Consider the following 26,275-nt stretch of genomic DNA (forward strand, 5'->3'; position numbering starts at 1 on the left):
GGAGCGCCCTAGGATCGCCGGATGCAGCAAGTTCCCGACACCGACACCTCCGAGTTCGCCGCCCTCATGGACTTCATCGCCACTTCAGGGCGCGTCCGCAGCCACCCGTTCGTGAACGAGAACGCCGACAAGCTGGTCTCCCAGATGTGGTCGGGCCGCGCCAAGGCGATGACCCAATCGCTGGCTGCCATGGCCAAGGCGGCCGTCCGCGGCAACCCCTGAAGCTCAATCCCGGCGCTCGTGGGCGCCCAGTGAATTCCGCAACGCTTGGAATTCGGGCGAGCGTTGCAGTGCGCTGCGCCCCGCGGCGATCAACCGGGTGACTTCCTCGTCGGTGATCGAGAACGCCGTCGGCACCTGAAGCAGCCTGAGCCGCAATTCGCCATCGGCGGCATCGCGCAGGTTGACCTGCACCACGTGAATCTCCGCCTCGGACGCGAAGGCATCGGCGCCTTCCGAATTGCGGTTCTTCAGGTCCTCCCGCCACTGGCGGGCGGTATCGAGCAGGAATTCCTGCGTTTCCAGCGTCGAGCGCGCGCCCGCGCCGAAGAGCAGCGTATCGGCCACCTCCCTGACGCGCGGCAACCTGTCGCTCGTGTCGACATTGTTCGACGGGTCGCGTGCGGAGTTGACACTGATCAGGACCAGCTTGCGAACGCTGCCGCGCGGGATCCCGACCTCCTCGAAACTCTCCCGCAACCCGCCGCCGAAAAGGGCACGATCGAGCAATCGGCGAACCGCCAGGTTGTCCGCGACGCCGCCGTCCACGAGATGGATGAAGGGACGGGCCTGTGCATCGAGGTAGCTGTTGGCCTGCATGCGGAACATGCGCGCGCGGTAGTTGCCCTGGGCGCGCACGGTCAGCCTTGGCACGATGCCGCGGTCGCGGCACTCCTGGGCATAGTTCTTCAGCGTCATCGGGCTCAGCAGCACCGGCACCGCGGACGACGCCGCCACGGCGAAAGACAGCGGGACCGTCTGCAAGTCCGAGCAGATGAGTTCGAACTGGTCTGCCGTGAACTCGAAGGGCGTACCCAGCGACATGTCGGTCGCGGCGATCACGAGCTGCGGATGCCGCGGGTTGCGCTCCACATCGGCGTAGGTCTTGCCCTCGTAGATCTCGTCGAGACGGCGCGCCAGCAAATGCGTGCGGCCGTACCAGGGCGAGGTGAGGTCGTGCAGGCTCCGGGGCCGCAACGCCTGCAGGATCAGGCTGTTCTGGAAGTTCTGACGCAGGAAGTCTCGTTCGAAGTCCGGCAGCTTGGCGGCGCCGAAAGCGGCATAGTAGGCCGCGAGGATGCTGCCGCCCGACACACCGCTGATGACGTCGGTGGCCTCGAGCAGGTCGGTATGGCGACCGTTCCACTCGAATTGGGTGCGGTGCAGTTCGGCCAGCACGCCATATCCGAAGGCCGCCGCACGCGCACCGCCGCCGGACAGCGTGACGGCGACGAGGATGGTCGGGTCGCGGCCCGCTGTGGCGACGATGGAGGCGCGCGGAGCGGGGTTTTCGGGCAGCGGATCGTTGAGCCAGGGCCGCAGCGACGAACAGCCCGCGACGCAGGCCGCGATCAGGAGGCCACAGGCTGCGCGGAGGCCTCGCATGTCGATGGGCTCAGGCGAACGCGGGGCGCCATTCGGCCAGCAAGGCCGGCAACTGCGCCATGTCGGTGAAGATCTGGACAACGCCGACGGCACGCAGGGCGGCGGGCCCGCTATGGCCCAGGTCGGAAGGGCTGTAACCGAAGACGGTCGCACCCGCCGCGACGCCGGCCGTGGCGCCGGTGGCGGTGTCTTCCACCACTGCGCAGCGGGCGGGGTCGACACCCAGCGCCGCGGCTGCGGCCAGGTACACATCGGGCGCCGGCTTCGAGCGCGGCGTCTCGTGGCCGCTGAAGATGCGGCCCTCGAAGCAATCGAGGATGCCGATCTTGTCGAGCTGCAACTCGACCTTGATCCGATCGGCGCCCGATGCACAGGCGATGCGGCCGTCCAGCGCAGCGTGCAGCGCGCGCACAGCCTGCGCAGCATTGGGAATCGCCAGCAGGTCGCGCTCGAGGGCTTCGTTGCGACGACCCCGAAAACCTTCGAGCCACTCGTCGGTGATCACGAAGCCGGTCTTCGATTCAATCAGTGCGACCTCGTCCTTGACCGCCTTGCCGACGAACAGCCGCATCGACTCCTCGACGCTGAGCTTCCAGCCGAGTTCGCCGAGCATCTCCGCGAGCACACGGTTGGTGATGGGTTCGGAGTCGACCAGGACGCCGTCGCAGTCGAAGAGGACGGCGTCGAAGGGGAAGGCTTTCATGGGGCGATCGTATCAACGAACCCGATTGCAACGGATCGCCTCACAAAGCCGGATTGCTCTCCTCGAACTCCTACGCCGTTGGCGCGGGCCCCTTCATCCTGGCAATCGCTTCTTGCCAACGCCTTTGACAAGCCTGCAAGTAACCTTTGACCTGCAGATTGCCCTCGCCGCAATCGGATGCTTTGCAGGCCATGGCTTTGGGAATTAGCGCCAAGCCGGCCTCAAGTTGTTGCAACTGAATACCAGGCGGCTGGATCCATTGCAGCAAGGGTTCGAGCACCCCGACCTCGGAAACGGTCAGGACGGGGAAGAACTTGGCCATGATCTTTCGTCTGACGATTGCAAACTGAGGGCGCATGTCAGACATATTCTTGGATTGCTGACCTTGGTGGACCCGGTATCGCAGAACGACCCGGGGTAGGTTGGCGAACTTGACCCTTCGCAGCATGGCCTCCACCCAGAAATTCCAATCACACGCCCAGCTCAAGGCAGGATCCAAGCGCAAACCCGCTTCCTTGATCAACGCGCTGCGCATCATGACCGTGGGATTGTTGATATTGGAAGTTCCGGACAGAAGGTTGGCCTTGATCGTGGCGTCGTCCGGAGGCATCGATATTGTTGCTTCAGCGGCGCCAAAGGCTTGCATGCCCCCGCCAAGGATCATGATCTTCGGATTCTTTCTCAGGAACCCGAGCTGAGCTTGCAGCCGATCTTTCAGGGCGATGTCGTCATGGTCGATATGAGCGATGTACTCGCCTTGCGCAGCCTCATAGCCGAGATTGACTGCCGCTGCTGTCCCCGAATTCACCGGCTGTTGCAATAGGCGGATGCGCGGGTCCGAATACGAACCCACCACATTGACCGTCTCATCTTTGGAGGCGTCATCGACAATGAGAAATTCGAAGTCGCGGAAATTCTGCGCCAGAACGGAGTCGATGGTTTCTCTGACGAAAGACGCCGCGTTGTAGGTGGGCATGACGACTGAAACGCAAGGCATGGACGATCCTCTGGCGGTGGACTCACGGGGCCGCGGATGATACGAAGGGGCGCGCCACTTCGAGGCGCGCCGCCCCTTCAGCACATCATTCCGAGACCGATCTCACGGGAATATAGATACTTCCCCCCATCGCCTGGAACTCCGCCGATTTGCCCGCCATGCCGTCCTGCACCGCCGCGGTCTCGTCCAGCCCGCGCTGCGCGGCGTACTCGCGCACCTCCTGCGTAATCTTCATCGAGCAGAACTTCGGCCCGCACATGGAACAGAAGTGCGCGACCTTGCTGCTGTCCTTGGGCAGTGTCTCGTCGTGGAATTCGCGCGCGGTGTCGGGATCGAGGCCCAGATTGAACTGGTCCTGCCAGCGGAACTCGAAGCGGGCCTTGGAGAGCGCGTCGTCGCGGGCGCGTGCGCCGGGATGGCCCTTGGCCACGTCGGCTGCGTGCGCGGCGATCTTGTACGCGATGATCCCCTGCTTCACGTCGTCGCGGTCCGGCAGGCCCAGGTGCTCCTTGGGCGTGACGTAGCACAGCATCGCCGTGCCGGCCCAGCCGATCATCGCGGCGCCGATGGCGCTGGCGATGTGGTCGTAGCCCGGCGCGATGTCGATGGTCAGCGGGCCCAGCGTGTAGAACGGCGCCTCGTGGCAGTGCTTGAGCTGCTCGTCCATGTTGGCCTGGATGAGGTGCATCGGCACGTGGCCCGGGCCTTCGATCATGGTCTGCACGTCGTGCTTCCACGCGATCTTCGTGAGTTCGCCGAGCGTGCGCAGTTCGGCGAACTGGGCCTCGTCGTTGGCATCGGATGCGCATCCCGGGCGCAGGCCGTCGCCGAGCGAGAAGCTCACGTCGTAGGCCTTCATGATGTCGCAGATGTCCTCGAAGTGCGTGTAGAGGAAGCTCTCCTTGTGATGCGAGATGCACCACTTGGCCATGATCGATCCGCCGCGCGAGACGATGCCGGTGCGGCGGTCCGCCGTGAGGTGGATGAAGGGCAGCCGCAGGCCCGCATGGATGGTGAAGTAGTCGACGCCCTGTTCCGCCTGCTCGATGAGCGTGTCGCGGTAGATCTCCCAGGTGAGGTCTTCGGCGACGCCGCCGACCTTCTCCAGCGCCTGGTAGATCGGTACCGTGCCGATCGGTACCGGGCTGTTGCGCACGATCCAGTCGCGCGTGGTGTGGATGTTCCGGCCCGTGGAGAGGTCCATCACGTTGTCCGCTCCCCATCGGATGGCCCACACGAGCTTCTCGACCTCTTCCTCGATGCTGGAGGTGACAGCCGAGTTGCCGATGTTGGCATTGATCTTGACCTTGAAGTTGCGGCCGATCGCCATCGGCTCTACTTCGGGGTGGTTGATGTTGGCCGGGATGATGGCGCGGCCACGCGCCACCTCATCGCGCACGAATTCGGGCGTGATGATCTTCGGAATCCGCGCGCCCATCGGGTTGCCGGCGAGCCGCTTTTCGCGCGCTTCGTCGGCGAGGTATTCGGCCATCCATTCGCGGCGGCCGTTCTCGCGCAGGGCGACGTACTCCATCTCGGGCGTGACGATGCCGCGGCGTGCGTAGTGCATCTGCGTCACGTTGGCGCCGGACCTGGCGCGGCGGGGTGTGCGCTGCAGTGCGGCCGCGCCCGCGCGCAATTCGGCGATGCGTTGCGCGTCGCGATCGGCGTGCGTCGCGCCGTCGTCGAGCGCCAGGTGCATGCGGCCTTCATAGCTTTCGGTGTCGCCGCGCTCGGCAATCCATGCGTCGCGCACGCCGGGCAGGCCGCGCCGGACGTCGATGTCGGCGGCGGGATCGGTGTACGGCCCGGAGGTGTCGTAGAGCGATACGCACTCGCCGTTGGTGAGCGACACCTCGCGCACCGGCACGCGCAGGTCGGGCCTGCTGCCGGCGATGGCGTTCTTGGTGGAGGCGGGAAAGGGTTCACGCGTGAGCGTGAGCAGGGACGCGAACTTGTCGATGGCATTCATGCGGGGCACTCCTGATGAGGGACTAAGGGTGCTCCGCAATCGCTCCAGTGGAGGGTGATGCCCTGTCGAGGACGGAACATCACCTTGGAGTCGCAGCTCTTCTTACGCTGGTATGAACCAGATCAAGTTCGCGGGTTCGGCCGCTTGGCCATCTCAGCACACATCTGCGTGCACCCCGGAGCGGGGTCGATTCTAGGCCTCGTTCGACGAAAGGATCAAGTCGCGCGGGCGGCAACCATGGTCGGGACTGCCTGCAACTCTTCGGCATCGGACTCAGCCGCCACCGCCGCGGCCCAGGCGTCGAGGCCGCCGGCCAGCACGCGCACCCGCGGCAGGCCCGCTGCCATCAGCACGCGCGCGGCCGCGATGGCGGACTCGTCGTTCGGGCAGTCGCAGAACACGACGAGCTCGCGCCCATCGGAGAAGCTGCCGAGCCGCTTCGGCAGATGACCCAACGCGATGCCGATGGCGCCGGGGATCACCCGCTCGTCCAGCGCGCGCGCTTCGTCCGAACGCACGTCGATCACAGTGGGGCTCGCGCCGGCGGCGATGGCTTCGCGCAACATCCGGACTTCCATCAGCTCGATGTCGTCGGCACGCTGCGCCATGCGCCGTTGCCGATAGCGCCAGAGGATGAACCCGGCGAGCAGCACTGCGAACAGGACCAGGGCAGTCAGGCCGATATCGGAAATCACCGTCAGCACGTCCTGGATCGCGGCGTGGAAAATGCGCCCGACAAGCAGGAAGCCCAGTGTCCAGATGAGCGCGGCCACGATCTCGTAGGACAGGAAGCGAAGATTCGACATGCCCAGCGCGCCGGCCATCGGCGGCGCCACCACCGACACGCCCGGCACGAACTTGGCCGCGATCAGCGACATCCCGCCCCAGCGCCCGAGGATCGATTCGCTGCGCTTCACGCAGGTGTCGGTCGACAACGAAATCCGGCACAGCAGCCGCATCACCCGATAGCCCCAGCGCCGTCCGGCCAGGAACCACACGCCGTCGCCGATGATGTTGCCGATCACCGCCGCCGCCACAACGCTCGTCAGGGACAGTTCCCCGCCTACCGTCAGCCCACCCGCCACGATCACGAAAGGCACGGCCGGCACCGGCGCGCCAAGGCGCGTCGCCAGCGTCACGAGGAAGACCAGCAGCGACCCCTGGCTGGCGAGGAGCGAGACGAATTCGTTCATGGTGGGATGCTATTGCGCAGGTTTCGGTGCGGCCGGGGCAGGCGCTGAAGCGACGGCGCCACTCAGGTCGATATCGGAAAAATAGGAGACGCCGTGCGCCTTGGTGTTGTCCGCATCGGCCTGGATCGCAATCCCCACCACGTCCGGCAGCGTATCTCCGGCCTCGGCGCCGAAGGCTCGCTTGTAGTCGGTCACCAGTTTGCGCTTCTCGGTCAGCCAGCCGCCGGACTTGTCGGTCGCACCCGATTCGATCACGTCCATGCGTATGCGCTTGGTGAAGGCGTTGTCGAATTCGCTGCCCTTGCTTTCCTTGACGTCCCAGACGTAGCAGAGGGTTTGGGTTGGCACCGATTCACCGGTGGAGCTTTTCGCCAGCGCGAGCTTGGCGCGCTCGCCCACCGACAACCGATCGGCAGGGAAGTCGAAGAAGACGCAGACCTTGGCCGCGCCGTCGTCGCCGCCCTTGGTGCGCAGATTGGCACCTTCCACGAATTCCTCGACCTTCCAGCGCCAGGAGAGTGTGGCTTCGTCGTCGAGCTGAATCCGGGTGGGATGGACCAGGTTGCCGTAGGACTTGTCGGCATCGACCTTGAGGACCTTCTGGCCATCGAGTTGGGTGATCTCGAACTTCGTCGGCGCCTTGTTGGGCAGGGTCGAGAAGCGCCACGGCGCGGGCGCCTGCGGGCCCGGCGCGGTCGAGAACGGCGTCAACACGCTGTCCGCGTACGCGGCCGGGGCAGCCATGCAGAGCAGTGCGGTCGCCAAGGGGAACGCCGCCGCGGCGAGCGAGCCCAGTCCCTGTCCACAACGGAATCTCGTGTCGTCCATGGCTGGTCCCCTTCTATTGGCTGTCGGTTTGGAAACGGGCGCGGTGCGTCCTCCGACACGCAGTGTGATCCAGGCGCGCCACAAGATAAATACCCCAAAGGGAATCGCTCTGTCTCCCGCCCGCGCACAATCGCCCGGCGCTACGCAATCGATAGCACCTTCCGCAGGCGCGACGCCAGTGCCGGCCTGTTCACCCGATCGATCAGTGCGGGTCGCCGTCCACGTAGTACCACCGATGGAGGAGCCCGCTCTCCTCCCGGACGAAGCGGCTGCGCTCGTGCAGCCGGGTGGCCACGCCGGCGCTGCTGCGCTGCCGGGCGACGAATTCGACCTCCGCATGGTCGGCGTCGAGCACCGACCGGGAACGCACGTCGAGCCCCAGCCACTTCACGCCAGGTTCGAAGTCCAGTTCGGCGGGGCGCGTGGACGCGTGCCAGGTCGCCAACAGGTAATCGGCCCTCTCCAGCACGAAGGCGGTGTAGCGCGAGCGCATGAGCGATTCGGCGTCCGTTGCGGGCGTGTTCTCGAAATCGTCCACATAGCGCCCGCAGCACTGGGCATAGGCCAGCGGCAACTCACGGCGGTCGCGGCGCCCGCAGGGACAGGGAACACGGGCGGGGCTGGCAGAAGATGCGGACATGAAGGGGTATTGGCAAGGAATCCAGTGCGTATTGTGCAGACCCTCGCACAAACCCTGAATTCGGCCGGTGGCGCGGCACCTATTTCGTCGGGGCAGGCAGCCGGCCCAGCAAGGGCTCGATGGCCAGGCCGAGCGCCAGCAGCTGGCGATCGCTTCCGGCCGGACCGTCGAGCTCCAGTCCGACCGGGAGGCCGCTCGTGGCGCCAAGCCCCGCCGGCAATTGCAGGCCCGGAAGACCGGCGTTGCTTCCGGGGTCCGTGTTCTGGATGAGGACGACGAAGTTCTCTACGCTGCTGGCGTCCGGCGTCGCTGCGAGCGCCACGCGCGGGACCGTCGGGAACACCAGCGCGTCCAGCCTGTTCTTCGTGAAGGTGTCGCGATAGAGCTTTTGCAATGCGGGCCGCGCCACGCGCATCGCGTTGTCGTAGGCGGGTTTGGCATCGACCACACCGTTCGGCGCCGGCAGCTTGCGCGGGATGATCAGCCCGTCGAAAGTGCCCTTGACGTCCGGACTGGCGACGGCGGCGGCCAGTTGCGCGAGGTCGACCCCGGTGCGGTATCGGGCCAGGTAGGTCGCGATGTCGTCGTGCGCCTCGTACAGCGCCACCGGGAAGCCGATGGCGCCGTTCAGCTCCATCAGCTTCGGCATCTCCACGTCCACCAGGGTCACGCCGGCCGCGCGCAGCTTCGCCAGCGCGGCGTCCGTGGCGGCGCGCGTGTCGGGATCGAGATTGGCGTAGAAGGCCGGAACCACCCCGAGGCGCACGCTCTTCAGCCTGGCGGGCTTGATCGGCGTGCCGCCGACGATTACACGGTCCATCAGCGCAAGATCCGCCACCGACAGGGCCATCGGGCCGGCGGTGTCGCGCGTGTGCGAGATCGGCGCGATGCCATCCTGCGAATAGCGGCCGACGGTCGGGCGCAGCGATGCGCAGCCGTTGAAGGCGCAGGGAATGCGCACCGATCCGCCCGTGTCGGTTCCGAGCGCGGCCGGCACCATGCGCGCGCCGAGTGCCGCGCCATTGCCCGAGGACGAACCGCCTGCGATGCGACTGCTGTCGTACGCATTGCGTACGCCGACTTCCGACCCGGTCTGGAACGCGGGGTTGTAGCCGGTGACGCCGAAGGCCAGCTCATGCATGTTCGTCTTGCCCATCACGATGGCGCCCGAGGCGCGGAGCTTGGCAACGACCGGTGCGTCCGCGGATGGAACAAATGTCCTGAGCGCCGGCGTGCCGGCGGTCGCGGGCAGGCCCCTCACCTGGATGTTGTCCTTGATCGCCACCGGCACGCCGCCGAGCGGCTTGCAGGGGCCACCCTTCCTCCGCGCCGCGTCGGCCTCGCGCGCCTCGCGCAAGGCGCCGGCTTCGTCGAGCGTGATGAACGCGTTCAGCTGCATCTTCGCCTTGGCTCGTGCGAAGTAGGCCGAAACCAGCTGCTCGCTGCTGAGCGAGCCTGCACAGATCTGCTGCGCAGCCTCGCTGGCTGTCAGGGTGGCGAGATCCGGGGCGGCGGATTGCGCCAGCGCGGGCGCGCCGAAGGCAGCGACGGAAAGAATCGCCGCCGCGCGCGCGGTGCAGATGAACGAAATGTGCATGGCAGAAACCTCTCCGATGGGATGCCGCCATCCTGCAACGTTGCCCTTCGCTTGTCTGTCATCCAAATCGATGACAGCGCGGTGATTCAGGCCAATGCGCGCTGGATCAGCAGCTTCTGGATGTCCGAGGTGCCTTCGTAGATCTGGCAGACGCGCACGTCGCGGTAGATCCTCTCCAGCGGGAAGTCGTTGACGTAGCCATAGCCGCCCAGCGTCTGGATCGCCGCGCTGCACACGCGCTCGGCCATTTCGCTGGCGAAGAGCTTGGCCATGGCCGCTTCCTTCAGGCAAGGCTGGCCGGCATCGCGCAGGCTCGCGGCATGCCAGATGAGCTGCCGTGCCGCTTCGAGCTGCGTCGCGCATTCGGCCAGCCGGAAACCCACCGCCTGCTGGTCGAAGATCGAGCCGCCGAAGGCCTGGCGCTCCTTGGCGTAGGCCAGCGCCACCTCGAAGGCGCTGCGCGCCATGCCCACGCTCTGCGCGGCAATGCCGATGCGCCCGCCTTCCAGCGCGCCCAGCGCGATCTTGTAGCCCTCGCCTTCCTGGCCGATGAGGTTTTCGGCCGGAATGCGGCAGGCGTCGAAGTTGATCTGCGCCGTGTCGCTCGAATGCTGGCCGAGCTTGTCCTCCAGCCGCGCTACGTTGTAGCCCGGCGCGTCAGTCGGCACGATGAAGGCGCTCATGCCGCGCTTGCCCGCCCCCTTGTCGGTGACCGCGATCACGATCGCGACCTGCCCGTTCTTGCCGCTGGTGATGAACTGCTTGACGCCGTCGATGACCCAGCCGTCGTCGTCCTTGCGCGCCGTCGTGCGCAGCGACGAAGCATCGCTGCCCGCCTGCGGCTCCGTCAGGCAGAAGGCGCCGAGCATCCGGCCCTGCGCCAATGGCTGCAGCCACTGCTTCTTCTGCTGCACGTTGCCGTAGCGCATGAGGATGGCGTTGACCGGGCAGTTGGTCACGCTGATCGCGGTGCTGGTGCCGCCGTCGCCGGCTGCGATTTCCTCCAGCACCAGCGCAAGCGTCAGGTAGTCGAGCCCGGCGCCGCCGTCTTCCTCGGGCACGCAGATGCCGTAGGCGCCGAGCGCCGCCAGCCCGTCGTGCGCCTCCTTCGGGAAGCTGTGCTCGCGGTCCCAGCGCGGTGCGTGGGGCCAGAGTTCCGCTTGCGCGAACGCGCGCACGGCATCGCGAATCGCTTCCTGGTCGGCGCTGAGCAGCATGGGGGGTTCCTTACTTTCCTTGACCGAGGTCCATGATCAGCTTGCTGGCCATGTAGAGACGGCGCGGGATCGCGCTGGTGTCCACGTACTCGGCCTTGTCGCTGTGATAGCCGAAGCCGGGCAGGCCCAGGCTTTCGATGACCGGCTTGCCCGACAGCGCTGCATAGGCCGCGTCGGTGCCGCCGCCGGTGCGCTCGACGATCTCGAGTTCGCCGCCGGCTTCCTTGTAGTAGGCCACGGCCTTGTCGACCAGCTTGCGGCCGGCGTCGCCCGCGTTGAATGCGGGGCGACCTCGCGTGACGAGCACCTTGACGTCGGCCTCGGGCAGCTTCTTCTGCTGCGCCTTGGCTTCGAGCGTCTTCATCGCGGCCTCGAAATCCTCGTTCTTCGCGTAGCGCACGTCGGCGTTGAGCGTGGCCCCTGCCGGGATGATGTTGGAGACGTTGCCGGCCTTGGCCATGGTCCAGTTGAAGCGCAGGCCCTTGGCCTTGTCGTCGATGCTCATCGTGCGCAGCACCAGGTCCGATGCCTCGACCAGCGCGTTCACGCCAAGCTCGGGCGCGGCGCCGGCGTGCGAGGCCTTGCCGGTGACGTTGACCTGCACATAGGCGATGCCCGAAGTGCCGAGCGAGAGGTCTTCCTTGCCAGCGCCGGTGGGCTCGAAGGAGAGCACGTAGTCGGCCTTGGCGGCTTCTTCCTGGATCACGTCGCGCGAACCGAAGGAACCCTTTTCCTCGTCGGTGTTGAACAGCACGGTGATGGTGCCGAAGTCCTGGAAGCCGCGCGCCTTGAGCAGCTTGAGCGAATGCACGATGACCGCGTTGCCGCCCTTGTCGTCGGCGATGCCGGGGCCGTAGGCCTTGTCGCCTTCGACCCGGAACGGCGCCTTGGCGAGGATGCCCTTGAGGTAGACCGTGTCCATGTGCGAGATCAGCAGCAGGTTCTTGCCGCCCTTGCCCTGGAGCTTGCCGACGATGTTGTCGCCGACCACGATGCCGGCCGACTTGCTGCGCGTGACGTTGAAGCCCAGCGACTTCAGTTCGTCCTCGAGATACTTGCCGGCCGAGGCCATGCCTTCGGCGTCGCCGGTGCCGGTCTCGATGTTGACGAGGTTTTCGAGCGTCTTGATGACGGCAGGCTTCTCCGCCGTGGCGGCGGTAAACAGGGCCTGGTCGCGCGACTGGCTCCAGGCTGCGGGTGCGACGAAGGCGGAGGCGAGCAGCGCGGCCAGCGCGCTGCGATGAAAGACCGGATGCATGTGGAACTGGATCTCAGGAACGGAAGAAGCCTTCCATTCTAGGGAGCCGCACCTCGCCGATCAGATCAGTTCCAGCGCGACCGCCGTGCCTTCGCCACCACCGATGCACAGCGTCGCGACGCCGCGCTTCATGCCGCGCTGCTGCAGCGCGTGGATCAGCGTGACCATGATGCGCGCACCGCTGGCACCGATCGGATGGCCCAGCGCGCATGCGCCACCATGCACGTTGACGATGTCATGCGACACCGACAGTTCGTGCATCAGCGCCATCGGCACTACCGCAAAGGCTTCGTTCACTTCCCAGAGGTCGACGTCCTTCACGCCCCAGCCCGTCTTCTTGAAGAGCTTGGAGACTGCGCCGACCGGAGCGGTCGAGAACCACTCGGGCTGCTGCGCGTGCGTGGCATGGCCGACGAGGCGTGCGATCGGCTTGGCGCCGTACTTCTTCGCGGTGCTCTCCGTCATCATCACCAGCGCGGCGGCGCCGTCGTTGATCGACGAGCTCGACGCCGCGGTGATCGTGCCGCCGTCCTTCTTGAACGCGGGCTTGAGCGTCGGGATCTTGTCGAGCTTGACCTTGCCCGGGCCTTCGTCGATGTCGATGACCGTCTCGCCGCCGCGGCCCTTGACGGTCACCGCGGCGATCTCGGCCTTGAAGGCGCCGGAGCTCGTCGCCGCCTTGGCGCGCTCTACGCTGGCGATGGCGAAGGCATCCTGCTGCTCGCGCGTGAACTTGTACTTGGCGGCGCAATCCTCGCCGAAGGTGCCCATCGAGCGGCCCGGCTGGTAGGCATCCTCGAGGCCGTCGAGCATCATGTGGTCGAAGATGCGGTCGTGGCCCATGCGGTAGCCGCCACGGCCCTTGAGCATCAGGTAGGGCGCGTTGGTCATGCTCTCCATGCCGCCGGCCACCATCACTTCGTGCGTGCCCGCCAGGAGCATGTCGTGCGCGAACATCGCCGCCTTCATCGCGGAGCCGCACATCTTGCTGAGCGTGACGGCCCCGGCGCTGTCGGGCAGGCCGCCCTTGTAGGCCGCCTGGCGTGCAGGTGCCTGGCCCTGGCCCGCCATCAGGCAGTTGCCGAACAGCACCTCGCCGACGCTGTCGGCCGTGATGCCCGCGCGCTCGACGGCCGCCTTGATGGCCACGCCGCCCAGGTCGTGCGCGGCAAGAGAAGAAAAGTCGCCCTGGAAGCCGCCCATCGGGGTACGGGCTGCGCCGACGATCACGATCGATTCGCTCATGGAAGTTGCTCCTTCAGTGGTAGTTCAAAAATACGGCGCGTGGCCATCGTGGCGAAAGCGCTGCGCCTCGTCATAGGGGAATACATCCAGCATCTGGCCCGCTTGGATGCGTTGCTTGTGGCTCTGCCAGAAAGCGGCATCGAGCAGATCGGCGTGGTGGGACATGAAGGCTTCGCGCACCGACGCATTGCCGAGAAGAAAGGGCTCGAAGGTCTCGGGGAACACATCCTTCGGTCCCACCGAATACCAGACCTCGCCGCTCATCTCGTCTTCCTCGTTGCGCGGCGTGGGTACCTTGCGGAAATTGCAGTCGGTGAGGTATTCGATCTCGTCGTAGTCATAGAACACGACCTTGCCGCCGCGCGTGACGCCGAAGTTCTTGAACAGCATGTCGCCGGGGAAGATGTTCGCCGCCACCATGTCCTTGATCGCATTGCCGTATTCGACCACCGCATGCTCGAGCTGCTTGCTCGCGCGCTTGGCATGCTCGGGCTGCTCCATCTGGTCGAACGCCTCCTGCAGGTAGATGTTGAGCGGGATCATGCGTCGCTCGATGTAGACGTGCTTGACCACCACCTCCATCTCCCCGTTGCCGTCGCGGTCGCCGATCTCGAGCTGGCTGGGCGCGAAGCGCCTGATCTCCTCGATCAGCTCGGGCTCGAAGCGGTCCAGCGGGAAGCCGACGTCGCTGTACTCCAGCGTGTCTGCCATGCGCCCGACGCGGTCATGCTGCTTCACCAGCATGTACTTGCTCTTGATCTGCTCCCGCGTGGTGTCCTTCTGCGGCGGATAGAAGTCCTTGATGACCTTGAACACGTACGGAAAGGAGGGCAGGTCGAACACCAGCATCACCATGCCCTTGATGCCGGGTGCGATGCGGAACTTGTCGGTCGAATAGTTCAGGTGGTAGAGAAAGTCGCGGTAGAACAGCGTCTTGCCCTGCTTGGCCAGCCCCAGCGCGTTGTAGATCTCGGCACGCGGCTTCTTCGGCATCAGCGAGCGCAGGAACTGCACATAGGCCGAGGGCACTTCCATGTCGACCATGAAGTAGGCGCGCGCAAAGCTGAAGAGCATCTGCAGGTCCTCTTCGCCGAACAGCACCGCGTCGATGTAGAACTTGCCCTCGCTGTCGTGCAGGATCGGTAGCGAGAAGGGCAGTTCGACGAAGCCGTTGATGATCTTGCCGACCACGTACGCGCCCTTGTTTCGATAGAACAGGCGGGACAGCACCTGCATCTGGAAATTGGCGCGCAGCTTGATCTGGTGAAAGCGCCCCAGGATCGCAGCCGCCACGCGATCGGCATCGCGGCGCCTGTTGGCGTAGCCGCCCTGCAGCGCATAGTCCTCCAGCATGCGTTCGACGGTGTCGGCCAGCGTTTCGCGCTCCGGGTAGTAGGCGCGGTAGGTCGGCGCATCGCGCGGCTCGATGTACTCGGTGCTGATGGCCGGCCGCACGAAGATGAAGTCGTTCTGGAAGTACGTGCGGTGCAGGATCTTGGTGGTCACCGAATTGAAGAAGGTCTCGGCCAGCTCGGGCTGGTGGTGGTCGACCAGGAGCCCGATGAAGTGCAGCTTGACCTGGTGCCACACATCCATCGGCTGTTCGCCGGCCTTGAATTCCTTTTCGAGCCGGGCGACCGCCTCGTTCACCCGCAGGTCGTAGAACTCGATGCGCTCGCGCTGCGCGCGCTGCTGGCCGTGCCAGTCGGCCGTCTCGAAGCGATGCTTGGCGCGGGCCGATTCGGCCCGGAAGAGCTGGTAGTGCCGGTTGAAGCCGTCCCGCATCGCCTTGGCGATGTCGTACGCAAGCGGTGAATCGAGGCGCTGCGGGAACATGGCTTCAGAGGTTCAGGGGCTCAGGGCTTCAGTCCGCTTCCTTGACAGGCTCGCCGCTGGTTGCCGCAGCGTCTTCCGCCGGCTTGCTCCACTTGTAGCGGATGCGCTGGACGGCGGCCTTGTACAGCGCGTCGAGGGGCTTGGAGCCGTCGACCGTCATTCCCAGGTCCTGCAGCAGCCCGTCGTGCACGCCGAAGGCCCAGCCATGGATGGTGACCTTCTGGTCGCGGCTCCAGGCATCGCACATCACCGTGCTGACCGCCACGTTGACGACCTGCTCCGCCACGTTCAGCTCGCACAGCGCATCGGCGCGCACCGCCTCTGGCAGGGTCTTGAGCAGCACGCGATGCCGGTCGCGCACGTCCTGGATGTGACGGATCCAGTTGTCCGCGATGCCGATGCGCGCGCCTTCGAGCGCGGCCTGCACGCCGGAGCAGCCATAGTGGCCGACCACCATGATGTGCCTCACCTTGAGGCGCTCGACCGCGAACTGGATCGCCGACAGTGCATTCAGGTCGGAGTGCACCACGATGTTCGCCACATTGCGGTGCACGAACACCTCGCCCGGCTCCAGGCCGGTGATCTGGTTGGCGGGCACCCGGCTGTCGGAGCAGCCGATCCACATGTAGCGCGGCGTCTGCTGCTTCACCAGGCTGGTGAAGAAGCCGGGGCGGTCGCGCTCCATCCGGGCGGACCACGTCCGGTTGTGGGCGAACAGGTCGTCGAGGGATTCGGGCATGTTTTCCATTGTCGATGAGAGATAGGTGTGTGGGGCGGTCTGACGCTCAACGTGCCTTGGGCTTGGTGGCACGCGCGAGCGCGGCGCGTGCCTGCTTTTCCTGCGCCCGGACTTCCGCGATGTTGGCCTGCAGCTCGGCCAGCTGGGCCTCGAGCTGCTCGCGATGGGTGCCGAGCACGCCGAGGAAGCGCTGCAGTTGCAGCGCCGTGTCCCTCGGGCTGTCGTACATGTCGAGTATCTCCTTCACCTCCGTGAGCTTCAGCCCGAGCCGCTTGGCGCGCAGCGTGAGCGTGAGGCGCGTACGATCGCGCGGGGTGTAGATGCGTTGCTGCCCAGCGCGCTGGGGCGTGAGCAGGCCCACGTCCTCGTAGAAGCGGATCGCCCGGGTGGTGAGATCGAACTCCTTGGCGAGTTCGCCGATGGTGAAGGTCTGCGGCGACATGACGGTGGTTGCGGGTGCGACAGCGCGTTTGAACCGCACTGCCTACAATGATGGCTCCTAGCCATGACGTTAACGTAAACGTCAATCGTACATGAACCTCCTCGAACGCGAACTCCACTACCCCCTCGGCGACACCTTGCCGGCTCCCGGCGAGGCGATCGAAGTGGCGCCCGGCGTGCGCTGGATCCGCATGGCGCTTCCCTTTGCGCTCGACCACATCAACCTCTGGCTGCTGCGCGACACCATCGACGGCCTGGAAGGCTGGACGGTGGTCGACTGCTGCATCTCGCACGACGCCTCGCGCGCGCAGTGGGAACAGATCTTCGAGACGCAGCTGCAGGGCCTGCCGATCCTGCGCGTGATCGTCACGCACATGCATCCCGACCACATCGGCCTGGCCGACTGGCTCTGCCAGCGCTGGAACGCACGCCTGTGGATCAGCGCGACCGACTACCACGTCGCCCGCGTGATCACCACCGCCGGCGACACGTTGGCCGGCGGCGACGCGGCGGCGGACTTCTTCGCCCTGCACGGCCTGACCGACGCCGATTCGATCGCCAGGATCCGCGCGCGCACCAACTACTACGTCAACATGGTGCCGTCGGTACCGGCCGAATTCGTGCGCATGCTCGACGGCGACCGCATCGCGATCGGCGGCAGGGAATGGCGCTGCATCAGCGGCTACGGCCATGCGCCCGAGCACATCGCCCTCTACTGCGACGAACTGCACGCGCTGCTCGGCGGCGACATGATGCTGCCGCGCATCTCGACCAACGTGAGCGTGCATGCCGGGGAGCCGGAGGCCAATTCGCTGCGCCTCTTCCTCGACAGCATCAAGCGCTTCAAGTCGCTGCCCACCGACACGCTCGGCCTGCCGTCGCACGGCAAGCCCTTCACCGGCATCCACCGCCGGGTCGAGCAACTGCAGGAGCATCACCGCGACCGCCTGGCCGAACTGTTGGAAGCCTGCATCGCCAAGCCCCATAGCGCGGTGGAGGGCCTGCCGATCCTGTTCAAGCGGCCGCTCGACCTGCACCAGATGACCTTTGCCATGGGCGAGACCGTGGCACACCTGCACTTGCTGTGGTTCTCGGGCCAGGTGCAGCGCCGGCTGGGCGAGGACGGGATCTATCGTTTCGGCGCATTCGCATGAACGTGTTGAGCCAGCTGCGCGCGGGCCGGTTGGCCGGATCGCAACGGCTCGATCTGTCCTGCGGGCTCACGGAATTTCCTCGCGAGATCTTCGACCTGGCGGACACGCTGGAGGTGCTCAACCTGTCCGGCAATGCGCTGAGCGCGCTTCCGGACGATCTGCACAGGCTGCACCGCCTGCGCGTGCTGTTCTGCTCGGACAACCAGTTCACCGAGTTGCCGGAAGCGGTCGGCCAATGCCCACAGCTCGACATGGTGGGATTCAAGGCGAATCGCATCCGCAACGTCCCGGCCGCATCGCTGCCGCCTGCCCTGCGCTGGCTGATCCTCACCGACAACCAGATCGAGTCCTTGCCTTCCACACTGGGCAACTGCGCCCGGATGCAAAAGCTGATGCTGGCGGGCAATCGCCTGCGCTCGCTGCCGGAAGCGCTGGCTGCCTGCCGCGCGTTGGAATTGCTGCGCATCTCGGCCAACGAGCTCGATGCGCTGCCTGCGTGGCTGTTGTCGCTGCCGCGGCTCGCCTGGCTGGCCTTTGCGGGCAACCCGTTCGACGAATCGCCCGAGGAAGCGGCGCTCGCCCGCCCTGCAGCCGTCATCGACTGGCCGCGGCTCTCGCTGAAGCAGAAGCTGGGCGAAGGCGCCTCCGGCGTGATCCACGAGGCCGACTGGCAGCTCGACGATGGCAGCCTGCGCCCGGTAGCGGTCAAGCTGTTCAAGGGCGCGGTGACCAGCGATGGCTGGCCGCACAGCGAGATGGCCGGCTGCATCGCGGCCGGCGCGCATCCCGGCCTCATCGCGGTGCTGGGCCGGGTCGAGAGCCATCCCGAAGGCACGCCGGGCCTGGTGCTGGAGCTGGTGGACGCCGGCTTTCGCAATCTGGCCGGCCCGCCGAGCCTGCAATCCTGCACGCGCGACGTGTACGGTGCCGATGCGCATTGGTCGATCGAGACCGCATGGCGCATGGCAGGCGGCATCGCTTCCGCCACTGCCCAGTTGCATGCACGCGGTATCCTGCACGGCGACCTCTACGCCCACAACATCCTGTGGAACGGACAAGGCGACTGCCTGCTCGGCGACTTCGGCGCGGCTTCTTTCCTGCCGACGGATGACGAAGCCCGTTTGCAAGCGCTGCAGCGCATCGAGGCGCGCGCGTTCGGATGCCTGCTGGAGGAGTTGCTGGCCCATTGCGACCCCGTCGGCGACCAGGACGAGGCCACGCGGACGATGCTCTCCCATCTCCAGTCGCGCTGTGTCGACCCTGACGTTCCATCGCGCCCCGCGTTCGCAGAAATCGCTTCCCTCCTGAGCGCGGCACCCGCCCCCGCGGGACGCTGAGAGACGCCACGCCATGCGCGCCCTGCCGCTGCCCCTTCGTGACGGCGTCGGCCCGAGTTGCGTCGCCCTTCCCATGGGCGATTGGCCGACGATCACCGAGTTTCTCGTTCAACGCTTCGCCGCGATTCCCCGCTCGACGTGGGAGGCTCGAATCCAGGCCGGCGACGTGATGGACGAAAACGGCGTCCTGGTGACAGCCACACGACCCTTCGAGCCGAGGCTGCGCGTCTACTACTACCGTTCGCTCGAATCGGAGCCACGCATCCCCTTCGAGGAAGCCGTCCTTCATCGGGACGAGCACCTGCTGGCCGTGGACAAGCCCCATTTCCTCCCGGTCACGCCCGTAGGCAAGTACGTGCAGGAAAGCCTTCTCGTGCGCCTCAAGCGCAAGCTGGGCCTCCAGGATCTCGCGCCGCTGCACCGCATCGACCGCGAGACCGCCGGCATTGTCCTGTTCTCGGTGCAGCCCGCCACGCGCGGCGTCTACAGCGCGCTGTTCGCGGATCGCGCCATCAGCAAGCACTACGAGGCGATCGTTCGATGGCCCGGCAACCAACCACTCCCCGCCATCCACCGGAGCCGTCTGGCTGCGGACGATCACTTCATGCGGATGAGAGAGGTCGCAGGCGAGCCGAACTCGGTGACGCACTTCAGGCTGCTTGCGCAGCGCAACGGATGGGCACACCTCGACCTGTCGCCCGTTACCGGGCGCAGACACCAGTTGCGCGTGCACTGTGCCGCGCTGGGCATGCCGATCCTGAACGACGCGATCTACCCCGAGCTCCGCCCCGAAGGCACGGACGATTTCGAGCACCCGCTGCAACTGCTCGCCAGGGAGATCGCCTTCCGCGATCCGGTCAGCGGGATCGACCGCCGCTTTACCAGTCCGCGGTCGCTCGCCCTCCCGGCCTGAGCACTTCGGCCAGAATCGGATGTCGCTCCTTCGGCCGCTTTCGGAGGACGACTCACCCGAAAGGTATGGATGAACGTACTGATGGTTGATGATCACGTGATGTTCCTGCAGGGCATGAAGCAGCTGCTGAACGTCCTGGCGCCCGAGCTGCGCCTGGAAACGACGGGCGGGATCGCCCAGGCCGTGCACCTCGCGCGGCATGCCGATTACGAACTCGTGTTGCTCGACTGGCATCTCGACGAATGCGATGGCGAGGAATCGATCCGCAGGCTCCGCGATGCCGGTTGCATGGCGCGCATCGTGGTGCTGTCGGGCGAGACCGACCCGAGCCTCATCCGCAGGTCGGTCGAGCTGGGCGCCGCCGGCTTCATCCCGAAGAAGTACAGCTCGGAAATGATGGTGAGGGCCATCGGCCATGTGCTGGCCGGCCGCATCTACCTGCCGCAGCAGAGCCTCGAAGCCCCCGCGGCGCCTCCCGACGATGTCGACACCGATCCCCGGCTCTCGGCCCTGACCGCGCGCCAGCGGGACGTCTATCGCGCGGCAGCGCGCGGGCTGCCCAACAAACTCATCGCGCGCCAGCTCGACATCGCCGAGTCCACGGTCAAGGCCCACCTCACGGCGATCTTCGCGGCGCTGGGCGTGCGCAACCGGACCGAGGCCGCCTACCAGGCCTCACGCCAGGGCCTGCGCGTTGACTGACCTGGTCGCGAGCCACGCCCTGCTCGCGGGCGGTACGCGCGAGATGCGCATCGAGCGCCGCATTCTCGAGCGGCGCCTGACGCTGATCCTGCAGTACTCGCGACGCCTTCCGCTCAACTTCCTGGGCTACATCCTTGTCGCCTACATCGCCGCCCGCCAGGGCCTTGCGTTCTGGCCGTGGCTCTGGCTCGCCGCCACCGGCGCGGTGATGGTCTATCGATGGCGGCTCGGTTTCGCCGTCGAGCGGACGCCGCCCGAGGAACAGCTCGCGGCGCTCCCCGAACTGGTGCGCGGCTTCGGCCTGAACGGCGTGACGACCGCGAGCATCGTGCCTTTCATCTTCACCGTTCCCGGGGACTTCGCGCCGTTGGCGGTGTCTGCCGTGCTGATGGCGGGCTGCACCATCGGCGCGGCCTCGGTCGCGGGATCGCAGCGCGCGTTCGCGGGCTTCTGCACGCTGACCTTCTGCTGCCTGGCCGGCGGCTGGGCATGGCGCGGGGGGGCTGTGGGCTACCTGTTCGCGGCCGGCATCGGGCTCGTCTATTTCATGCTGCTGGCGACGGTGAAGGACCAGGGCCGCATGCTGCACACGCTCATGAGCGTGGTCGACGACAACGCGGTGCTGTCCGTGTCCGTCACGCAGGAACGCGACCGGGCAACGGCGGCCAGCGAGGCGAAGACGCGCTTCTTCGCCGCCGCCAGCCACGACCTCCGCCAGCCTCTCCATGCGCTGTCGATCAATGCGACCACGCTGGATGTCCTGGCCCGGCGCTCGCACGATCCCTTGCTCAGGGAGGTGAGCCGCGGCATCAACAGCGCATTGCGGCAAAGCAGCGGCCTGCTCGATGGGCTGCTGGATATCTCGCGCCTCGACGCCCGCTCGGTCGAGGCGAAGCTCGTATCGACCGACATCGGCGCCGTGCTGCGCGCCTCGCGCGACGAATACGCGGCGCTGGCAGCCCAGCAGGGCTTGTTCCTCAAGGTGGCGGCGCCGGAAGCGCCGCTCTGGGCTCTGACCGACGGCGACCAGCTCATCCGCATCATCGGCAACCTGACCAACAACGCGATCAAGTTCACGACGCAGGGCGGCGTGACGCTGTCGGCGCGGCAGATGCCCTCCGGCGAAATCGTCGTGCAGGTCGCCGACACGGGCCCCGGTATCGCCGAGGCAGAGCGCGAGCGCGTCTTCGAGGAGTTCTATCAGATCGGCAACCCGTCGCGCGATCGCGCACAAGGCCTGGGACTCGGGCTTGCGATCGTGCGGCGCACCGCGGCGCTGCTGAACATCGTCCTGAAACTCGACAGCACCCTGGGCCGCGGAACGACCTTCGAGCTGCGCATCGCATCGGCCGGCGCGCCGGTCGAGCGGCGCACCGATGCAGGCGCCGTGCCGGCTCGCCTGGTCGATGGCACGCGCCTGGCGGTGCTGCTGATCGATGACGAACTCGAAGTCCTGTCCGCGATGTGCACCTACCTCGCGCAACTCGGCTGGGCCGTCAGGGGCGCCGCGACGGGCGGCGAGGCCGAGCAATTGCTGGCAGACGACTTCGCGCCTGACGTGATGGTGGTCGATTTCCGCCTTCGCGAGGAGAGCGGGCTCGACGTGATCCGAAGACTTCGGCTGTCGCTTCCGGAACTGCCCGCTGTGATCGTGACGGGCGAGACCGCGCCCGAGCGCCTTCGCGAATTCGAGCGCGTCGCCGCGCGCATCCTGCACAAGCCGCTCGACGGCCAACGACTCGCGCGCACGCTGCAGGAAGTCGTCCTCGGGCTCGATCCCAATGCGGAGGCCGCTGGCACCCATGTGACTCGGCGCGGCGGCGCGGCGCACTAAGCTCCAGCCGCTGCGGCGTCGAATCGGCGCCGACACCTCCAGGAGACACACCACATGGACACCACCCAACTCTTCTCGCTCAAGGGGCGCACCGCGCTCATCACCGGGGGCTCGCGCGGCATCGGCCGCATGATCGCCGAGGGCTTCCTGGCGCAAGGCGCCCGCGTCTATATCTCGGCGCGCAAGGCCGCTGCGTGCGACCAGACGGCCAAGGAACTCTCGGCCTTCGGCCATTGCGTATCGCTGCCGGCCGACGTGTCGACGATCGAAGGCGCGCAATCGCTGGTCGCGGCCTATGCCAGGCACGAAGGCTCGCTGGACATCCTGGTCAACAACGCCGGCGCCGCCTGGGGCGCACCGTACGACGAGTTTCCCGAAAGCGGATGGGACAAGGTCGTCGACCTCAACCTGAAGACGCCCTTCTTCCTGACCCAGGCATTGACGCCGATGCTCAAGAAGGCGGCCACCGACCATCTCGCGAAGGTGATCAACATCGCGTCGATCGACGGGATCTCGGTCAATCCGCAGGAGACCTATTCGTACGCGGCGAGCAAGGCCGGCCTGATCCAGCTCACCCGACGCATGGCCCTGCGCCTCGCCCAGGACCGCATCGCGGTGAGCGCCATCGCGCCCGGCGCCTTCGCGTCCGACATGAACAGGGTGGCGCGCGACCACGGGGACGAGATCAAGGCCGGTATTCCCGCGGGTCGCATCGGCGAGCCGGAGGACATGGCGGGCGCAGCGATCTACCTGGCTTCACGCGCCGGCGACTACGTGGTGGGTTCGACGCTCATCGTCGACGGCGGCGTGACGCACGCACGCTGAGGCGCGGCGGGCAATAGCACCACTGCCTACGCGCGTACTTTCGGTCGACTTGCGTTGTAGGAAGGCTCCTACTAATGTCGAGCCTGGTTTCTCCCGGGCGGCATCAAGGACCGACCCCCTTAAGGCCCGCCTCGTGCGGGCCTTCTTTTGCGCAAGAGCCGATCGACTTGCTCGGACTATGCCGCCGGGCGGTCATCTCGCGCGCTATCGACCCAAGACTCCGCTTCTCCAGTGTCGACAAACTTCATGACCTGATCGCGAAACCACATGTGGGCGGCATGGCGGTGAGTGCGTTCGTGCCAAGCGAGGCAGATCTGGAAATCCGGGACGTCGACCGGCAACTCGATCTCGGCGAGCCCGTATCGGTCGCCGAACCTTGTCAACAGGCTCAGCGGCAGCAAAGCCACCATGTCCGATTGCCCCAGGACATGCGGTGCGGTCAGGTAGTTCGACGTCACGAAGCGTTTATTGCGCTGCAAGCCGCGAGCCTCCAGCGCGTCGTCCACGGCCTCCCCGAAGCAGTTGATCGTGTTGGGCACGATCACCGCATGATCGAGTGCGGCAAATTCCTCCGGCGAGAGTTTCTTGCCGACGGCTCGGTGCCCTGCGCGCGTCGCGCAAATGATTCGATCGCTGAACAGCGGCCGATAGCGCAGCTCGTGAAGGCAAGGCGGCAGCAGGCCGACACTGAAGTCGACCTCGCCTGACTCCAGCACTTTGTTGAATTCCATGGGGTGGACTGGATGCCGCAAAGACATCGCAATGCCTGGGTGGTCCGCGCCGAAAGTCTTCACAAAGCGGTCCATGAGGATGCATTCCAGATAGTCGGAGGCAACTATGCGAAAGGCGTGGTGCGTGCGCTTCGGATCGAATGCGACCGCATGGCCCAGCAACTGATCCACCTCCCGGAGGATGCGATCGGCGAACTCGCGCAACTGGATCGCCTTGGCGCTTGGGATGAGTCCGCTGCCGCCCTTTACCAGCACAGGATCTGAGGTGGCCGTGCGCAACTGGCTCATCGCGCGGCTCATGGCAGGCTGGCTGATGGAAAGCGCGTCTGCGGCGCGGGAGACCTGTGAATGATCGACGAGGGCGACCAGACATCTCAACAGGTAGAGATTCAACTCGATGGCCGGGCTTCTTTGCTGCATGCATTCACCTCATGACGAAAGCCATATGAGTGCTGCCGTGAAACATGTGGAAGCCTCCGTTTCGTTGTCGCCAACTATGGGAGATGGGTCCGAGACCGTCCAATGGATTCGCGGAATTGGGTTATCACTGATATCGATGATGTCCTGCGTGCTCATCGCGCGCTCAGGGCCTCTACGCACTGGAACAGCGCCGACCCCATCACCCAGGCACTTGTTTTTCAGCGAACATTTCGATGATGAGGTTCCTGAGCCATCGATGGGCGGGGTCGGCGTCGTTGCGACGGTGCCAGATCAGATTGACTTGCTTCGTGGGCATGGGAATCGGAAGTTCTCGCTCGCAGACCCTGGACGCATAGTTGCCCAGATCCACGAATGGCGTGGGCACGGTGGCGACAAGATCCGATTCAGCGACGATGGGCGCGATCGGCGTGTAGGGGTTGATGGTGAGCGCGATGCGGCGATGCACACCGTTCGCCTCCAGCACGGTGTCGTACCCCGCAGAAGCGGAGCCGAGTGTCAGCACATCCATGTGACGGGCCTGGAGATAGCGTTTCAGTGTGAGCCTGCCGCTGGCCAACGGATGTCCCTGGCGCATCAGACAGCGGAAACTGATAGGCCAGAGTGCATGAAACCTCAGGAGGACGTCTGCCGAGGTAGCGGAGCGCGTTCCGGTAGCCAGGTCGAGTCCGCCGCGTTCGAACAACGCCTCCAGATCGGCGACCCTGTACGGTATGACATCGATCCTCGCGCCCGGTGCCGTCGTCTGCAGTTTCAATGAGAGGCGCGGCATCATCCAGAACACCAGGTAGTCGGACATGGAGATCAGGAAGCGCCCGCCGTATCGGGACGGATCGAAGCGGCCTGACGAGAGCGCTGCCTCGATGCCTCGGCAATGAGGTTCGAGTCGCGCCCACAATTCGCGTCCCCGTCCAGTGGGCCGGATGCCGGTGGAAGTCTTCTCGAACAGCGGATCGCCCAGCGCTTCGCGCAGTCGCGCCAGCGAATTGCTGATGGCAGGCTGCGTGCGATTCAGCTTGATGGCCGCGCGCGTCACGTTGCCTTCGCTCATCAAGGCCTCGTAGACGCGCAGCAGATTCAGGTCCAGGGAAGCGAAGAGGCTGTTCACGACGAAACCACTTCCAAACTCGGACGATCAGGCGCATTCAATTCTGCATACGTTTCAACGATGAGGTTCCTGAGCCATTGATGGGCGGAATCGGCCTCGCTGCGACGGTGCCATATCAAGTTGATTTGCCTCGCGGGCACGGGAATCGGAGGGTCGCGCTCGCAGACCTGGGACGCAAAGGCGCCCAATTCCGCGAAAGGTGTGAGCGTCGTGGCGATAAGTTCGGATTCAGCCACGATGGCCGGGATCGGCATGAAGGTGCTGATGGTGAGTGCGATCCGGCGACGCACTCCGTGCGCTGCCAGCAGGGCGTCATACCCGATCGCGGAAGCCGTCGAGCCGTATCCCAGAACCTCGACGTGACGGGCCTGGAGGTAGCGTTCGAGCGTGAGCTTTCCGCTCGCCAGCGGATTCTTCAGCCCGATCACGCACCCGACACACACAGGCCGGAGTGGATGCATCCTCAAGCCGTCGACGGTATCTGCCAAGGCATCGGGGCGCGTTCCGATAGCCATGTCAAGTCCGCCGCGTTCGAACAGCGCATCAATTCCGACGACCGTATATGGCATGACATCGATCCGAATACCCGGTGCCATCGTCTGCAGCTTCCGTGAGAGGCGAGGCATCATCCAGAACAACGAATAGTCGGACGTGGAGATCAGGAAGCGCCCGCAGTGTCGCGATGGATCGAAGCCGGCTGACGAGAACGCTTCCTCGATGCCTCGGCAATGGGGCTCGAGTCGGCGCCACAGTTCGCTTCCTTGCTCGGTCGGCCGGATGCCGGTGGCAGTCTTCTCGAACAGCGGATCACCCAGCGTTTCGCGCAGTCGCGCCAGCGAATTGCTGATGGCAGACTGCGTGCGATTCAGCTTGATCGCCGCGCGCGTCACGTTGCCTTCAAGCATCAGGGCTTCGTAGACCCGCAACAGGTTCAGGTCCAGGGAATCAAAGAGACTGTCCAT

At 65.8% G+C, this 26,275-nt stretch carries 24 protein-coding genes and 1 riboswitch; of the genes, 7 read left to right on the top strand and 17 right to left on the bottom strand.

Going from position 1 to position 26,275, the window contains the following annotated elements:
- Positions 1-21 precede the first annotated feature (21 nt).
- The gene (locus AC1D3B_RS26940) at positions 22-222 is read left to right on the top strand and encodes a hypothetical protein (RefSeq protein WP_478193731.1); all 201 of its coding nucleotides are present in this window, start codon (positions 22-24) and stop codon (positions 220-222) included.
- 3 nt (positions 223-225) lie between these two features.
- Here the strand turns inward: AC1D3B_RS26940 and AC1D3B_RS26945 are convergent, their stop codons facing one another.
- The 14 genes from AC1D3B_RS26945 to AC1D3B_RS27010 all read right to left on the bottom strand — a co-directional run bounded on the left by AC1D3B_RS26945 (position 226) and on the right by AC1D3B_RS27010 (position 16,272).
- Positions 226-1,605 (bottom strand): patatin-like phospholipase family protein, encoded by a 1,380-nt coding sequence (locus AC1D3B_RS26945; protein ID WP_478193732.1) that lies wholly within the window; start codon positions 1,603-1,605, stop codon positions 226-228.
- Between the two features lie 10 nt (positions 1,606-1,615).
- The gene (locus AC1D3B_RS26950; RefSeq protein WP_478193733.1) at positions 1,616-2,308 is read right to left on the bottom strand and encodes an HAD family hydrolase; all 693 of its coding nucleotides are present in this window, start codon (positions 2,306-2,308) and stop codon (positions 1,616-1,618) included.
- A gap of 70 nt (positions 2,309-2,378) precedes the next feature.
- On the bottom strand, positions 2,379-3,305 hold the full coding sequence (locus AC1D3B_RS26955) for a glycosyltransferase family 2 protein (protein ID WP_478193734.1): 927 nt from the start codon (positions 3,303-3,305) through the stop codon (positions 2,379-2,381).
- Between the two features lie 85 nt (positions 3,306-3,390).
- Positions 3,391-5,277, bottom strand: a complete 1,887-nt coding sequence (gene thiC, locus AC1D3B_RS26960) for a phosphomethylpyrimidine synthase ThiC (protein ID WP_478193735.1) — start codon at positions 5,275-5,277, stop codon at positions 3,391-3,393.
- 82 nt (positions 5,278-5,359) lie between these two features.
- Positions 5,360-5,465: riboswitch (TPP riboswitch) on the bottom strand.
- A gap of 27 nt (positions 5,466-5,492) precedes the next feature.
- Complete coding sequence (locus AC1D3B_RS26965; RefSeq protein WP_478193736.1) at positions 5,493-6,470, bottom strand: rhodanese-like domain-containing protein; 978 nt, start codon at positions 6,468-6,470, stop codon at positions 5,493-5,495.
- A gap of 9 nt (positions 6,471-6,479) precedes the next feature.
- Positions 6,480-7,298, bottom strand: a complete 819-nt coding sequence (locus tag AC1D3B_RS26970; protein WP_478193737.1) for a DUF3047 domain-containing protein — start codon at positions 7,296-7,298, stop codon at positions 6,480-6,482.
- Positions 7,299-7,500: 202 nt separating this feature from the next.
- Positions 7,501-7,938: a YchJ family protein gene (locus AC1D3B_RS26975; protein ID WP_478193738.1), complete on the bottom strand. Its 438-nt coding sequence runs from the start codon at positions 7,936-7,938 to the stop codon at positions 7,501-7,503.
- A gap of 79 nt (positions 7,939-8,017) precedes the next feature.
- The gene (gene iaaH / locus AC1D3B_RS26980) at positions 8,018-9,535 is read right to left on the bottom strand and encodes an indoleacetamide hydrolase (RefSeq protein ID WP_478193739.1); all 1,518 of its coding nucleotides are present in this window, start codon (positions 9,533-9,535) and stop codon (positions 8,018-8,020) included.
- Positions 9,536-9,621: 86 nt separating this feature from the next.
- Positions 9,622-10,752 carry an acyl-CoA dehydrogenase family protein gene (locus AC1D3B_RS26985; RefSeq protein ID WP_478193740.1) on the bottom strand — a complete coding sequence of 377 codons (1,131 nt, stop codon included), beginning with the start codon at positions 10,750-10,752 and terminating at the stop codon, positions 9,622-9,624.
- 10 nt (positions 10,753-10,762) lie between these two features.
- On the bottom strand, positions 10,763-12,010 hold the full coding sequence (locus tag AC1D3B_RS26990) for a glutamate carboxypeptidase (protein WP_478193741.1): 1,248 nt from the start codon (positions 12,008-12,010) through the stop codon (positions 10,763-10,765).
- A gap of 60 nt (positions 12,011-12,070) precedes the next feature.
- Positions 12,071-13,255, bottom strand: coding sequence for an acetyl-CoA C-acyltransferase (locus tag AC1D3B_RS26995; protein WP_478193742.1), 1,185 nt, complete (start codon positions 13,253-13,255; stop codon positions 12,071-12,073).
- A gap of 24 nt (positions 13,256-13,279) precedes the next feature.
- The gene (aceK, locus tag AC1D3B_RS27000) at positions 13,280-15,091 is read right to left on the bottom strand and encodes a bifunctional isocitrate dehydrogenase kinase/phosphatase (RefSeq protein ID WP_478193743.1); all 1,812 of its coding nucleotides are present in this window, start codon (positions 15,089-15,091) and stop codon (positions 13,280-13,282) included.
- A gap of 28 nt (positions 15,092-15,119) precedes the next feature.
- Positions 15,120-15,830 (bottom strand): carbonate dehydratase, encoded by a 711-nt coding sequence (gene can / locus AC1D3B_RS27005; RefSeq protein WP_478193744.1) that lies wholly within the window; start codon positions 15,828-15,830, stop codon positions 15,120-15,122.
- 46 nt (positions 15,831-15,876) lie between these two features.
- Positions 15,877-16,272, bottom strand: coding sequence for a MerR family transcriptional regulator (locus AC1D3B_RS27010; RefSeq protein ID WP_478193788.1), 396 nt, complete (start codon positions 16,270-16,272; stop codon positions 15,877-15,879).
- A gap of 91 nt (positions 16,273-16,363) precedes the next feature.
- Between AC1D3B_RS27010 and AC1D3B_RS27015 the strand changes: the two genes are divergently transcribed.
- From AC1D3B_RS27015 to AC1D3B_RS27040, 6 genes are all read left to right on the top strand, one after another.
- Positions 16,364-17,425: an MBL fold metallo-hydrolase gene (locus AC1D3B_RS27015; RefSeq protein ID WP_478193745.1), complete on the top strand. Its 1,062-nt coding sequence runs from the start codon at positions 16,364-16,366 to the stop codon at positions 17,423-17,425.
- Entirely contained in the window at positions 17,422-18,762 is a 1,341-nt protein-coding gene (locus tag AC1D3B_RS27020; RefSeq protein WP_478193746.1) for a leucine-rich repeat-containing protein kinase family protein, read from the top strand. Before AC1D3B_RS27015 ends, AC1D3B_RS27020 begins: the two co-directional genes overlap by 4 nt.
- A 13-nt stretch (positions 18,763-18,775) precedes the next feature.
- Positions 18,776-19,675: a pseudouridine synthase gene (locus AC1D3B_RS27025; RefSeq protein WP_478193747.1), complete on the top strand. Its 900-nt coding sequence runs from the start codon at positions 18,776-18,778 to the stop codon at positions 19,673-19,675.
- Positions 19,676-19,756: 81 nt separating this feature from the next.
- Positions 19,757-20,377: a response regulator gene (locus AC1D3B_RS27030; RefSeq protein ID WP_478193748.1), complete on the top strand. Its 621-nt coding sequence runs from the start codon at positions 19,757-19,759 to the stop codon at positions 20,375-20,377.
- Positions 20,370-22,211, top strand: a complete 1,842-nt coding sequence (locus AC1D3B_RS27035; RefSeq protein ID WP_478193749.1) for a sensor histidine kinase — start codon at positions 20,370-20,372, stop codon at positions 22,209-22,211. The genes AC1D3B_RS27030 and AC1D3B_RS27035 overlap by 8 nt, the downstream gene beginning before the upstream one ends.
- Before the next feature lie 54 nt (positions 22,212-22,265).
- On the top strand, positions 22,266-23,036 hold the full coding sequence (locus tag AC1D3B_RS27040) for an SDR family oxidoreductase (RefSeq protein WP_478193750.1): 771 nt from the start codon (positions 22,266-22,268) through the stop codon (positions 23,034-23,036).
- A gap of 176 nt (positions 23,037-23,212) precedes the next feature.
- On the opposite strand, the gene AC1D3B_RS27045 is transcribed toward AC1D3B_RS27040, so the two are convergent.
- The 3 genes from AC1D3B_RS27045 to AC1D3B_RS27055 all read right to left on the bottom strand — a co-directional run bounded on the left by AC1D3B_RS27045 (position 23,213) and on the right by AC1D3B_RS27055 (position 26,275).
- Positions 23,213-24,160, bottom strand: coding sequence for a LysR substrate-binding domain-containing protein (locus tag AC1D3B_RS27045; protein WP_478193751.1), 948 nt, complete (start codon positions 24,158-24,160; stop codon positions 23,213-23,215).
- A gap of 226 nt (positions 24,161-24,386) precedes the next feature.
- Entirely contained in the window at positions 24,387-25,313 is a 927-nt protein-coding gene (locus tag AC1D3B_RS27050; protein WP_478193752.1) for a LysR family transcriptional regulator, read from the bottom strand.
- On the bottom strand, positions 25,310-26,275 hold the full coding sequence (locus AC1D3B_RS27055) for a LysR family transcriptional regulator (protein ID WP_478193753.1): 966 nt from the start codon (positions 26,273-26,275) through the stop codon (positions 25,310-25,312). Before AC1D3B_RS27055 ends, AC1D3B_RS27050 begins: the two co-directional genes overlap by 4 nt.

It is taken from the genome of Variovorax sp. P5_A3, assembly GCF_056400665.1.